General features: G+C 63.1%; 12 protein-coding genes. 1 reads left to right on the top strand and 11 read right to left on the bottom strand.

The annotated features are described in order from the left end of the window. Window positions 1-14: 14 nt before the first annotated feature. The gene (locus CKW13_RS21960) at window positions 15-2,159 is read right to left on the bottom strand and encodes a 3-hydroxyacyl-CoA dehydrogenase NAD-binding domain-containing protein (RefSeq protein WP_095110876.1); all 2,145 of its coding nucleotides are present in this window, start codon (window positions 2,157-2,159) and stop codon (window positions 15-17) included. A gap of 27 nt (window positions 2,160-2,186) precedes the next feature. Further along, window positions 2,187-3,392, bottom strand: a complete 1,206-nt coding sequence (locus CKW13_RS21955) for an acetyl-CoA C-acetyltransferase (protein WP_095110875.1) — start codon at window positions 3,390-3,392, stop codon at window positions 2,187-2,189. A 571-nt stretch (window positions 3,393-3,963) separates the two neighbouring features. Here CKW13_RS21955 and CKW13_RS21950 point away from each other — a divergent pair. Beyond that, the gene (locus tag CKW13_RS21950; RefSeq protein ID WP_095110874.1) at window positions 3,964-4,770 is read left to right on the top strand and encodes a cytochrome c; all 807 of its coding nucleotides are present in this window, start codon (window positions 3,964-3,966) and stop codon (window positions 4,768-4,770) included. A gap of 51 nt (window positions 4,771-4,821) precedes the next feature. On the opposite strand, the gene CKW13_RS21945 is transcribed toward CKW13_RS21950, so the two are convergent. The 9 genes from CKW13_RS21945 to CKW13_RS21905 all read right to left on the bottom strand — a co-directional run bounded on the left by CKW13_RS21945 (window position 4,822) and on the right by CKW13_RS21905 (window position 12,405). Then, the gene (locus tag CKW13_RS21945) at window positions 4,822-5,625 is read right to left on the bottom strand and encodes a transglutaminase family protein (RefSeq protein ID WP_095110873.1); all 804 of its coding nucleotides are present in this window, start codon (window positions 5,623-5,625) and stop codon (window positions 4,822-4,824) included. Beyond that, window positions 5,622-6,572 carry an alpha-E domain-containing protein gene (locus tag CKW13_RS21940; protein WP_095110872.1) on the bottom strand — a complete coding sequence of 317 codons (951 nt, stop codon included), beginning with the start codon at window positions 6,570-6,572 and terminating at the stop codon, window positions 5,622-5,624. The genes CKW13_RS21945 and CKW13_RS21940 overlap by 4 nt, the downstream gene beginning before the upstream one ends. A gap of 12 nt (window positions 6,573-6,584) precedes the next feature. Next, the gene (locus tag CKW13_RS21935; RefSeq protein WP_095110871.1) at window positions 6,585-7,994 is read right to left on the bottom strand and encodes a circularly permuted type 2 ATP-grasp protein; all 1,410 of its coding nucleotides are present in this window, start codon (window positions 7,992-7,994) and stop codon (window positions 6,585-6,587) included. Between the two features lie 401 nt (window positions 7,995-8,395). Next, window positions 8,396-8,737, bottom strand: coding sequence for a ribonuclease E inhibitor RraB (locus CKW13_RS21930; RefSeq protein ID WP_095110870.1), 342 nt, complete (start codon window positions 8,735-8,737; stop codon window positions 8,396-8,398). 198 nt (window positions 8,738-8,935) lie between these two features. Then, window positions 8,936-9,178, bottom strand: coding sequence for a hypothetical protein (locus tag CKW13_RS21925; RefSeq protein ID WP_095110869.1), 243 nt, complete (start codon window positions 9,176-9,178; stop codon window positions 8,936-8,938). Between the two features lie 127 nt (window positions 9,179-9,305). Beyond that, complete coding sequence (locus tag CKW13_RS21920; protein ID WP_095110868.1) at window positions 9,306-9,911, bottom strand: START domain-containing protein; 606 nt, start codon at window positions 9,909-9,911, stop codon at window positions 9,306-9,308. Between the two features lie 42 nt (window positions 9,912-9,953). Beyond that, the gene (locus CKW13_RS21915) at window positions 9,954-10,208 is read right to left on the bottom strand and encodes a YkgJ family cysteine cluster protein (RefSeq protein WP_095110867.1); all 255 of its coding nucleotides are present in this window, start codon (window positions 10,206-10,208) and stop codon (window positions 9,954-9,956) included. 168 nt (window positions 10,209-10,376) lie between these two features. Continuing rightward, window positions 10,377-10,874, bottom strand: coding sequence for a translation initiation factor 2 (locus CKW13_RS21910; protein ID WP_095110866.1), 498 nt, complete (start codon window positions 10,872-10,874; stop codon window positions 10,377-10,379). A gap of 82 nt (window positions 10,875-10,956) precedes the next feature. Next, a complete protein-coding gene (locus CKW13_RS21905) occupies window positions 10,957-12,405 on the bottom strand; it encodes a PLP-dependent aminotransferase family protein (protein WP_095110865.1) in 1,449 nt (482 codons plus the stop codon). Between the last annotated feature and the right edge of the window lie 168 nt (window positions 12,406-12,573).

The raw sequence follows: 12,573 nt of genomic DNA, 5'->3' as shown, positions 1-12,573 counted from the left end.
CGCGGCTCAACCAGTCAGAACAACTGCCCCCGGGCGGCTTTTTCCAGCAGCAGCGCCGGCGGCGCGAAGCGCTCGCCGTACTGCTCGCGCAGGTACTGGGCGCGGGCGACGAAATCGGCCACGCCGTACTGGTTGATAAATTGCAGCGCACCGCCGGTCCATGGGGCAAAACCGATGCCGAAGATCGAGCCGATGTTGGCGTCGGCGGTCGAACGCAGCACGCCCTCCTCCACGCAGCGCACGGTTTCCAGGGCCTGGATGAACAGCAGGCGATCACGCACGTCCTGGGGCGCGATCTGCCCGTCAGCCTTCTCGAACCGCGCCTTGAGTTCGGGCCACAGGTGCTTGGTGTCGCCCACCGGGTAATCGTAGAAACCGCCACCGGCGGCCTTGCCCGGGCGCTGATACTCGTTGAGCAACAGGTCGATCACGGCGAACGCTGGGTGCTCGGGCAACGGCTTGCCTTCGGCTTGCAGGTCTTTGATGGTCTGCTGGCGGATGTGGCTCATCAGGCTCAGGGACACTTCATCCGAGATCGCCAGCGGCCCGACAGGCATGCCGGCCTTGCGCGCCTCGGTCTCGATCATCGCTGCAGCGATGCCTTCGCCAAGCATGGCGATGCCTTCGTTGGTGAAGGTGCCGAACACCCGGGAGGTGAAGAAGCCGCGGCTGTCGTTGACCACAATTGGGGTTTTCTTGATTTGCAGGACGAAATCGAACCCCCGGGCCAGGGTTTCGTCGCGGGTGTGGGTGCCCTTGATGATTTCCACCAGGGGCATTTTGTCCACGGGGCTGAAGAAGTGCAGGCCAATGAACTTGCCTGGGTCCGGCACGGCCGTGGCGAGGCCACTGATGGGCAACGTGGAGGTGTTGGATGCGATCACCGCATCGGCGCCTACCACCTGCTGCGCCGCCGCCGAGACGCGCGCCTTGAGTTCACGGTCTTCGAACACTGCCTCGATCACCAGGTCGCAACCGGCCAAATCGGCGTCCTGCTCGGTGGCGTGGATGCGCGCCAGAGTGGCGTCGCGCTGCTCCGCGCTCAACTGGCCACGCGCAACCTTCTTGTCGAGCAGCGCCGCGCTATGGGCTTTGCCCTTTTGCGCCGCCGCCAGGGTTACGTCTTTGAGCACCACCTCGATGCCGGCCACGGCGCTGACGTAAGCGATGCCGGCGCCCATCATGCCCGCCCCCAGCACACCGACCTTGCGCGTCACGGTCGGGGCAAACCCGGCGGGGCGCGAGCCGCCGGCGTTGATTTCGTTGAGCTGGAACCAAAAGGTGCCAATCATGTTTTTCGCCACCTGGCCGGTGGTCAGCTCGGTGAAGTAGCGGGCCTCGATCAACTGCGCGGTGTCGAAATCCACCTGCGCACCTTCTACGGCGGCGCAAAGGATTTTCTCCGGGGCCGGCAGGCAGCCTTGGGTCTTGCTGCGCAGGATCGACGGGGCAATGGCGAGCATCTGCGCCACTTTCGGGTGGGACGGCGTGCCGCCGGGGATCTGATGACCTTTGATGTCCCACGGCTGTTTGGCGCCGGGGTTGGCCAGAATCCAGGCGCGGGATTTGCTCAGCAGTTCATCGCGGTCCGCCGCCAACTCATCCACCAACCCGGCCTGCAAGGCTTGCTGGGGCCGCACTTTCTTGCCTTCAAGCAAATACGGCAGGGCTTTTTCCAGGCCCAGCATGCGCACCGTACGCACCACGCCACCGCCGCCCGGCAGCAGGCCGAGGGTGACTTCCGGCAGGCCGATCTGCACCGATGGATGGTCCAGCGCGACGCGGTGATGGCAGGCCAGGCAGATTTCCCAACCGCCGCCCAGAGCCGCGCCGTTGATCGCCGCAACCACTGGCACGCCGAGGGTTTCCAGGGCGCGTAGTTGGCCCTTGAGCTCCAGGATATTGCGGTAGAAGGCTTCGGCCTGGGGCTTGCCGACTTTGATGAGTTCGTTGAGGTCGCCACCGGCGAAGAAGGTCTTTTTCGCCGAGGTAATGATGACGCCGGCAATCGCGTCTTTGTCGGCCGTGAGCCGGGCCACAGTGGCGGCCATGGCGTCGCGGTACACCGCGTTCATGGTGTTGGCGCTCTGGCCCGGCATGTCGATGGTCAGTACGACGATCCGGTCCTGGTCTTTTTCATAGCGAATGGCAGCGGTCATGGCAGCAGTTTCCTTGGAATGGGGGGCTCAGAGGCGTTCGATGATGGTGGCGATACCCATGCCGCCGCCGACGCAGAGCGTGGCCAGGCCATAGCGTTGCCCGCGCACTTCCAGTTCATCGAGCAAGGTGCCGAGGATGGCGCACCCGGTGGCGCCCAAGGGGTGGCCCATGGCGATGGAGCCGCCGTTGACGTTAACCCGCGCCGGGTCGATGGCCATGTCTTTGATGAACTTGAGCACCACCGAGGCAAAGGCTTCGTTGACCTCGAACAGGTCAATGTCCTCGACCCGCAGCCCGGCCTTGGCCAGGGCCTTGCGCGTGGCGGGCGCGGGGCCGGTGAGCATGATGGTCGGGTCGGTGCTGGTGACCGCCGTGGCAACGATCCGCGCCCGGGGCGTGAGGCCCAGTTCGCGGCCCTTGGCCTCGGAGCCGATCAGCATCAACGCGGCGCCATCGACAATCCCCGAGCTGTTGCCCGGGGTGTGTACGTGGTTGATCCGCTCCACGTGGCTGTAGACCCTCAGCGCCGTGGCGTCGAAGCCCATCTGGCCCATCATCTCGAAACTCGGCTTGAGGCTGCCCAGGCCTTCGAGGGTGGTGCTGGCGCGGATGAACTCGTCATGGGCCAGCAGCACGATGCCGTTCTGGTCGCGCACCGGCACCAGGGATTTGTCGAATGAGCCGTCGCCGCTGGCGCGTGCCGCTTTTTGCTGGGAATGCAGGGCGAAGCGGTCGACGTCTTCGCGGCTGAAGCCTTCGAGGGTGGCGATCAGGTCGGCGCCAATGCCTTGGGGCGCGAATTGGCTGTGGATGTTGGTTTGCGGGTCCAGGGCCCAGGCCCCACCGTCGCTGCCCATGGGCACGCGGGACATCGATTCGACGCCGCCGACCACCACCAAATCCTCGAAACCGGAACGCACTTTCATCGCCCCCAGGTTGACCGCCTCCAGGCCCGAGGCGCAAAAGCGGTTGATTTGCACACCGGCCACGCAGATATCCCAATCGGCCACCAAGGCAGCGGTCTTGGCGATATCGGCGCCCTGGTCACCCACGGGCGTCACGCAGCCCAGGACAATGTCATCGACCTGGCTGGTGTCCAGTGCCGTGCGCTGTTGCAGGGCGCCGAGCAACCCGGCCACCAGGTTCACGGGTTTGACGCTGTACAAGGCGCCGTCGGCCTTGCCTTTGCCACGGGGCGTGCGTAGTGCATCGAAAATCAACGCTTGGGTCATGACGTCCTCGAACCGCTGTGCAGGAGAGTGAATGGCGAGTTCCCACCTTAGGCTCGGCGGCGGCGGATTCAATGACCTAAGCGCTCACGGGCCTTGACGGTCACGCTCAGACGAACGGTAGTCGCCTAACGGATTGCCCCGCGTGAGGGCGCCACGTGTCTAGCCAAGGGGCCGCTAGGCGGCTGGCAATAGGCCTCATACCTATTTGGAAGGTTTTATAAAGACATCCATATGAAATGGGTCTAAGCCAGGCGCCACGTGGCCCCTAAGGTAAATTCTGTACGAGATAGCCGTCGGGTTTTGCCGGGGCTCTCGTCACAAGGAAAGTACAGCGCTTTGCCGAGACGGATCTGACAGGCAAGCATTTGACGCTCAGGAAATAACAAAAAAGGCAGTCAGCCATGTTTAAACACTCGAAAGTACGCCAGGCCGGGCTCATTCTTTTCGCCACCACTCTGCTGTTGATCGTGCCGAACATCACCAAGTTGATCGGGTAGACGTGGGTGTGCCAGTCTTGCCGGCTCGCCCGGTAACTGGCACATACCCCACTTTTTTCGACAGGCCTCCCTTCTTGAAAGCCCTTCTGCTGCTGGCAGCCCTGCTGCTTTGCCCGCCCTTGTCCGCGGCACAACTGGTGCTGGAGCTGGGCACCCCGCAACGCACCTGGCAAACCGCCGAACTGCTCGCCCACCCGCAAGCGCAAGCCGTGCATATCCGCAACGACGTGACCTATAAGCGCGACATGACTTACCGCGCCGTGCCCCTGGCAGCGTTGCTGACGGGCATTACTGCGGCCGATCACCTGCAAGCCGTGGCCCTGGACGGTTTTGCCGCCGAACTGGCCGCCGCGCCACTGTTGCAAACTGCCGGCGCCCAGGCTTGGCTGGCGGTGGAAGACCCGCAAGCACCCTGGCCGCCATTGGCCCAGGGCAAGCCCAGCGCCGGGCCGTTCTATCTGGTGTGGACACACCCGCAGGCCAGCGCCATCAGCCCCGAGCAGTGGCCGTTCCAAGTGACGCGAATCAAACGCCTGGCCCCGGTGGCCGAACGCTTCCCGGCGCTGCGCCCCGACCCGGCCCTGGCCAGCGACAACCCGGTCAACCGTGGCTTTGCCCTGTTCCAGAAAAACTGCCTGGCCTGTCATCGCCTCAATGGCGCGGGCGATGCCCAGGTCGGCCCGGACCTGAACCTGCCTTACAGCCCCACCGAATACTTCGGCGCCGACTTTCTCAAGCGCTACATCCGCGACCCGCAAAGCCTACGCCACTGGCCCCAGGCAAAAATGCCGGGCTTTAACGCCAGCATTCTGCCGGATGAGCAATTGGCGTGGTTGGTGGAGTATTTGACCCATATGGCGGGGCGCAAACCGCGCCTTTGAGGCTGCGCGGCTGCTGTAGCAAGCGGCGGCATCAGCAGCACGCCGTTAGCTTTACTGCTGCTGGACGAGAAGCACCGGTGTGGGCGAGACGAACACCTTGGCGTGCATCTGCTCGCAGCCGCCGCCCCGACGCATGCCGCGTACCGGGCAGGCGTCGAGGTAATCCAGGCCCACGGCCAGTTTCAGGTGGCGTTCGGGGCGGGCCAGTTCGTTGGTCACGTCGAAGCTGTACCAGGCGTCGTCGAGCCAGGCTTCGGCCCAGGCGTGGCTGGCCAGGTGTTCGCAGTTTTCGCTGTACAGGTAACCCGACACGTACCGCGCCGGGATGCCCAGGCTGCGGGCGCAGGCGAGGAAGGCGTGGGTGTGGTCCTGGCACACGCCGGCGCGCCCGGCGAAGGCCTGCGCGGCGCTGGTGTCCACTTCGGTGGAGCCGGGGGTATAGGTCATGTGCTGGTTGAGGGCGTGCATCAGGTCGATCAAGGCACTGCGGTCGCGACGGCTGAAGCATTGGCGGCGGGCGAATTCGCGCAAGGCCTCATCGGCCTCGGTCAGCCGGGTGAAGCGCAAAAACGGCAGCGCCGACTGGCTCTCGTGCTCGGCCTCGCGTAATTCGTCGATGTCCACCTGGCCCCGCGCGCCAATGATGATGGCTTCGTGGGGCTCGTCCAGGGTCAGCACGTGGAGGATGTTGCCGAACGGGTCCAGTTGCGCGCGCACCGGGCGCGGCAGGTCCAGTTGCCAACTCAATACGTGCTGGCGCTCGCTGTCGTGGGGTGTGAGGCGCAGGTACTGGATGCTGGCGCGCACCTGGTCGTCGTAGTGGTAGGTGGTTTCGTGGCTTATGGAGAGTCTCATGCAGCCTCCAGGTAGGAACGGTGAATGGCGTTGCCCAACTGGCGCACCAGTGGGATGAACTCGGTCAGCCAGGCGTGCAGGCCTTCGTCGAGGATTTCGTGGATGCCGGTGTAACGCAGGCGCGCGTCCATTTCCGCCGCCAGGCGTTGGGCCGGGCGGCCGTTGGTGCCGGGCAGGCTGGCGAGGATTTGGTCGATTTCTTCGGTGCAGGCACGTAGCGAGCGCGGGACGTCGGCGCGTAACAGCAGCAGTTCGGCCACATGCCGCGCGCCGGGGGCGTCGCGGTAGATCTCGGTGTAGGCCTCGAACGAGGACAGCGCCCGCAATAAAGCGCTCCACTGGTAATAGGCATGGGCGGTGCCGTCGCTCACCGCTTCGGCCTGGTCGCCGGCCATCTCGTAACGCGCATCGAGCAGGCGCAGGGTGTTGTCGGCCCGTTCGATAAAGGTGCCCAGGCGTATGAAGCGAAAGGCATCGTTGCGCATGATGGTGCCGTAGGACGCCCCGCGGAACAGGTGGGAACGTTCCTTGATCCACTCGCAGAAACGGCTCATGCCGTAGCGCCCCAGGCCTTGCTCGGCGATGCCGCGAATTTCCAGCCAAGTGGCGTTGATGTTTTCCCACATGTCGGCGGTAATCCGCCCACGCACCGCGTGGGCGCTGGCCCGCGCCGCGCCCAGGCAGCTGTAGATGCTGGCGGGGTTCTCCGCGTCCAGGGCGAAGAAATGCAGCAGGCGTTCGGCGTGCAATTCGCCGTGGCGTGCCAGGTAATCGTCCAGGGTGCCGGTAATCAGCAACGGCATCGCCAGTTCATGCAGGCCATCGCCGCGCCCGTCCTGGGGCATCAGCGACAGCGAATAACTGACATCGAGCATCCGCGCGAGGTTTTCCGCCCGCTCCAGGTAACGCGACATCCAATACAAATCCGAGGCAGTTCTACTCAACATGGCAAGCTTCCTTCAATCCTCGACCACCCAGGTGTCCTTGGTACCGCCGCCCTGGGACGAGTTCACCACCAGGGAGCCCTCGCGCAGGGCCACGCGGGTCAAGCCGCCGGGCACAACCCGGGTTTCGCGGCCAGACAAGACAAACGGGCGCAAGTCGATATGGCGCGGCGCAATGCCGTTTTCGACGAACGTCGGGCAGGTGGACAGCGACAGCGTGGGTTGCGCGATATAGGCGTGGGGCTTGGCCTTGATCCGCTCGCGGAAGGCTTCGATTTGCGCCGCCGTGGACGCCGGCCCCACCAACATCCCATAGCCACCCGAGCCTTGGGTTTCCTTGACCACCAGGTCTGGAAGATTGGCCAGCACATGGGAAAGCTCCGAGGGGTTGCGGCACTGCCAGGTCGGCACGTTCTTCAGAATGGGCTCTTCGTCCAGGTAAAAACGGATCATGTCGGTGACGAAGGGGTACACCGACTTGTCGTCCGCCACCCCGGTGCCGATGGCATTGGCCAGTACCACGTTGCCGCAGCGATAGGCCGCCAGCAGGCCCGGCACGCCGAGCATGGAGTCCGGGTTGAAGGCCAAGGGGTCGAGAAAGGCGTCGTCCAGGCGCCGGTAAATCACGTCAACGGCCTTCGGGCCGTCGGTGGTGCGCATGAACACGCGGTCGTCGCGCACGAACAGGTCGGCGCCCTCCACCAGTTCCACGCCCATTTCCCGGGCCAGGAACGCATGCTCGAAAAACGCGCTGTTGAAGCGCCCGGGAGTCAGCACCACGACGCTAGGGTCGTCCAACGGGCTGGAGCTTTTCAGGGTGTCGAGCAACAGGTTGGGGTAGTGGTCGATGGGCGCGATGCGCTGGGCGGCGAACAGCTCGGGGAACAGGCGCATCATCATCTTGCGGTCTTCGAGCATGTAGCTCACGCCGCTGGGGGTGCGCAGGTTGTCTTCGAGCACGTAGTAGGTGCCGTCGCCGTCGCGCACCAGGTCCACTCCGGAAATATGGGAGTAAATGTCGCGGTGCAGGTCCAGGCCCTGCATGGCCAACTGATACTGCTCGTTGGCCAGCACCTGCTCGGCCGGAATGATCCCGGCCTTGATGATGCGCTGCTCGTGGTAGAGGTCGGCCAGGAACATGTTCAAGGCCTTGACCCGCTGGATGCAGCCGCGCTCGACCACGCGCCATTCGCTGGCGGGGATGCTGCGCGGGATGGTGTCGAAGGGAATCAGGCGCTCGGTGCCCTGCTCGTCGCCATAGAGGGTGAAAGTGATGCCGGCCCGATGAAATAGCAGGTCGGCCTCCCGACGCCGCTGAGCCAGCAGTTCATCCGGTGTTTCGGCCAACCAGCGGGCGAACTCCCGGTAATGCGGGCGCACTAGGCCGGCGGCATCGTACATCTCATCAAAATAGGTGCGGATCATGCCGTACTCCTTGTCACCAGGACACGAAGGCTTCGCAAGCCTCGTGCCATCGGCATAAACGCTTAAATATCAATCAGTTGGATATACAGCCAGCGTACGGCGCACCATTCCTGTGCAACAAACGCCTCCCTCTGATCGATCCCGCTTCATTGCGAAGCAATAGCCATAGCTATCAACAGCATAGTCAGAGTTGATTTCACTGCACGCCGGCGCGTCGGGATAATCGCCGCCACTTGCCCCAAAGCGCCCAGGACGGCGGACCGGGTGCCCACGCTCTTCCCTTTTGGCCACCTTCGCGGTGGCTTTTTTTTGCGCGTCTGTCGCCAGGTTCAGTGCCGCACAAACAAAATCGGCCGACCCTAAGGTCAGCCGATGCTGGTGTGTGATGACACTCAGGGTGTTCAGGCCAATCGCCCGCGAACCTCCTGCTTGACGCCCCAACCTTCGAGAATGCCGCCCAGTGGTTCGACCACTGCCTCGAAGTCCTGCTCGAAATCGCCGATGCCACCGTACGTGGCGTACATCACCTTGCTCAACTCCAGGTGCCAGGCGCCGTCGTCGCGCGCACTGACTTGGGCATTGAGGGATTCACCGCGAAACTGCCTGGCTGCCCGGCGCGCTCCTTCTTCGTCCGGGAAAATGGCGTAAAACTCGATGGGATGGAATCGTGAAAAATCAAAGCCGCCTTCTTTCATGCGGCGCAGCACGCTGGTGCTGAGGTCTTCTTGATAGGCTGTGCTCATGAAACGTCCTCCTCACGATGGATAGACTTTCCGTACTCCCTGCACTGGCGCACGACGGCGGACAGCGATATGGCCCGGTAATGGCCAACGGGAAACAAGCATGTAGCTGACAAGACCGGAACTAGCGATGGACTCGCTGATCTCCGTTGCAGAGTAGCCCGAAGCCATTAGCTCTGCCAACGGGCTATCGTGGGTTTTTTAACCGGGGCTGGTCGGTAGAACACTGATGATTTCGATGCTGTTCTGCTCTTTCAGGCTCTTGAGCGTCGGGTCATCGGTGCGCCCTTCCAGGTCATTGAGGGGCAAGGCGTCGAGCGCGGGAAACAAGCGGGCCCGGATCAGCTTGGCCGCCTCTTCATGACTGGGCGGACCGACGCACTCGAACACCTCGACATTGGGTTCACCGTGATCGTCGACATAGGTGACATTCCACTTTTGCATCAGCGCCTCCTCGATAAACCCCAAAGTGGGCTCACAGTATCTCGACCGGCCCCACGCCCGATTCGTTCAACCCGCCCCACAGCAAAAGACCGCCACGGGGGCGGTCTTGGGCGGGCACGTTGCGCCCTTACTTCTCGGCGCGTTCCTTGAGGGCCTTCAAGGTATTGAACGGCGCCTCGACCACGAACTTGTTGGCCAGCCACGACGGCACGCTGCCGCCCGGCTCGGTGTGGACCTGGTAGGTCACTTCAATCTGGTCCGCGCCCTTGGGCACGAACTTCCAGAAGCCCTCGACCTGGGCCACCCGCACAAAGCCCTTTTCTTCGGGCAGGTAGGTGGGCACGCCTTTGAGCGTGCGGGTCAGGCTGCCATCGGCGCCTTGCTCGGTGGTGATCTGCGTCACCGAATCGCGCGGTGTGACCGGCCATGGCGTATTGAACTGGGTGTAGGTCCAGCTCTGCGCGCCTTCGTGCTTGAGCAGTTTCTGCGACTTGCACTCGTGGATCCAGGCGCAAGCGCCGGCCACGTCTTCCTGCAGACCGCGCAGCTTGTCCATGGAGGTCTTAATCACCGTGACGCCGCGGTAGGCCTTGTACTGAGAGCCTGCGACTTCACTCAGGGAAATCTTGATACCGTCCTCATCCTTGGCGGTTTTCCAGTCCTCAGCTTGGGCGGTGGCCGCCAATAAAACCGTTAAACCACAGCACATTGCCATTCGATGCAGCGAACCCATTGTCTTATTCCTTGTTGTTGAAGTTCCGGTCATGGCTGGCCCTCAGGCCGCCGTCATGTCTTCCCACCAACCGATCAGCCTGATGGCTTCTTCGCGATCACTACCACAGACCTCGACATCCGCCTGAAACGCACCACACACGGGCGGGCGTTCGGGCTGGCCGAAAATCAGGCACAGGTGTTCGACCGACAGGTGCAGGCAACGTTCGCCCGCAGCTTTGCCGTTAGGCATGCCGGGCAACGGTGTACTGATGGAGGGGGCGATGCAGCAAGCGCCACAGCCTTGGCGGCAGTTCATGACGAGGGGTTCCTAGATAACAAGCCAGAGCAGGTGAAACGCGGCACAGGTTACTCGCTAAAACAGCCGTTTGAAATTCCCCGGAACCGGGTTTTTACGCGCAAAGTGCCGTGACCGGGCAGTCGGCGACAAAGGGTCATGGCCAGAACGCGCAACGGCGGTGATGGGCTACTGCTTGAACTCGAAGTCCAGGGCTGCGCCTTCCACATCGCGACGCTCGTCATTGCGCAATTGCAGGCCCATTTCGTTGCTGAGCAAGCGCCCGTTGAGCTGGAAGGGGCTGTCGTCCTTGGGTTTTTCGTTGAACAACGGCGGCAGCAGCGGCTCGCGCTTGACCAGCGAGGGCAGCGCGCCCAGTGGCTGCAAGTGGCGAACCATGTCCTGGGGCAAGCTCAGGTCCAAGTGCGCCGGCACCAACGGGGTTTTCGCCAGTTCGCTGGCAGACTTGGATTTAGCCGCGACCGGCGCACGTTTGCGCGTGGGCCGAGGCTTGGGCTTGGCGGCGGTATTTTTCGGGGAGACCGTTTTTTTCGCGCCGACCCCAGCCGGGTTCACCGTGGTGCTAGCGGTGGACTTCTCCTGGCCGCTGGCCGCCAGCACGGTGCCCACATTGAGGGCACTCAACAGGCCGACCAATAACCAAACAGCGGGAAAACTCGGTTTCATAGACCTGACAGCATTAACGGCAGAGGGCCATATGCTGGCCTGTTGAACACTTGATGACAAGCGCGCCGGCTCAATCGCCCGCTCAAAGCCCCGCAAAACCGCCGGTGGTTTCCTGGCACAGTTGGCTGGCCAGCATGCCCAAGGTCATCAAGGTGCGCTCCGCCTCACGGTTCCAGGGCGTGGCGCAGTTGAGGCGGATGCAGTGGTTGAACTGCTCGGTGTTACTGAAAATCAGCCCAGGTGCAATGCTGATGCCCTGCTGCAACGCCCGCACATGCAGCTCCTGGGTGTTGACCCGCCCCGGCAAACTGACCCACAGGATAAAGCCGCCCGTAGGCCGGGTCATTTGCGTACCTTCGGGAAAATGCTGCTGCACCGCCAGTTGAAAGGCGCTGAGGTTCTTGCGGTACTCCTGGCGGATGTAGCGCAGGTGGCGGTCGTAGCCGCCGTTTTCCAGATACGCGGCGATGCCCATTTGTGTGACGCTGCAGGCCGAATGGGTACTGAACGTCTGCAAACGTTGGATTTCCTGCTGGTATTTGCCGGCAATCATCCAACCGATGCGCACCCCCGGCGACAGGGTTTTGGAAAAGCTCGAACAGTAGATCACCCGGTCCAGTCGATCGTAGGCCTTGAGGGACTTGGTGCGCCCCTGCTCGAACATCAGTTCGCCATAAATATCGTCTTCGACGATCTGGATATCGAAATCCGAGGCCAGGCGCAGGAGTTGCTTCTGGCGCTCTTCCGGCATGGTCCCGCCCAAGGGGTTGCTCAGGCGCGTGGTCAGCACCAGGGCCTTGATTGGCCACTGGTTGGCCGCCAATTGCAGGGCCTCCAGGCTCATGCCGGTGGAGGGGTCGCTGGGGATCTCGATGACCTTAAGCCCCAGCAGGTCCGCCAGTTGCAGCAGGCCGTAATAGGTCGGCGACTCGGCGGCGATCAGATCGCCGGGGCGGGTCAGCACCCGCAGCGACATCTGCAAAGCGTCGACACAGCCGTGGGTGATAACGATTTCCGAAGGGTCAACCACCACCCCGGCATCGCGCATGCGGATCGCCACCTGGCGGCGCAGCGGTTCGAACCCGGGGCTGAACATGTAGCTGAAGGCCCGCGGGCTATGGAAACGGGTGACCTTGGCCAGTTGCTGGTGCAACGCCCTTACCGGCAGGTAATCCACGCTGGGCACCGCCGCCCCCAGAGGGAACACGCCTTCGCGGCGCGACTCGACCAACACCTGCTGGATGATACTGCTGCGGGTGACCAACCCCGGCCGCTCGACCCGCGCGATATCCGGGGTAGGCGCCGTCAGTGCTGGCGTCTGGTGCACGTAGTAACCCGACTGCGGCCGTGCGCGGATCAGGCCCTGGTCTTCCAGGTTGGCATACGCCTGCAGCACTGTGGCATGGCTGACATTGAGCTGCGAACTCATCTTGCGCACCGACGGCACGCGCTCGCCGGGCTGATAGACACCGCGCCGAATGTCCTCGGCCAACTGCTGGGCGATACGTTGGTAGAGCAAAAGGTTGGTCATGACGCGGTACTCGGCTCACGGGCCTATTATTTTTGTGGGACGTAACACCGGCACAGTTTAGAAGTGTACGGGCACAGTTGCCACAATAGTCGAGCAGCCAAGGCAGTGACAGGAAAAACTGGACGGTTTGCGCTGTTGTTCACAGGTGCAAACCCGCGCATCAGTGGC

This window comes from Pseudomonas sp. Irchel 3E20, from assembly GCF_900187645.1.
Classification (GTDB): domain Bacteria; phylum Pseudomonadota; class Gammaproteobacteria; order Pseudomonadales; family Pseudomonadaceae; genus Aquipseudomonas.
Note: the sequence above shows the minus strand (reverse complement) of the source record. Positions and strands in the feature narration are given on the sequence as shown.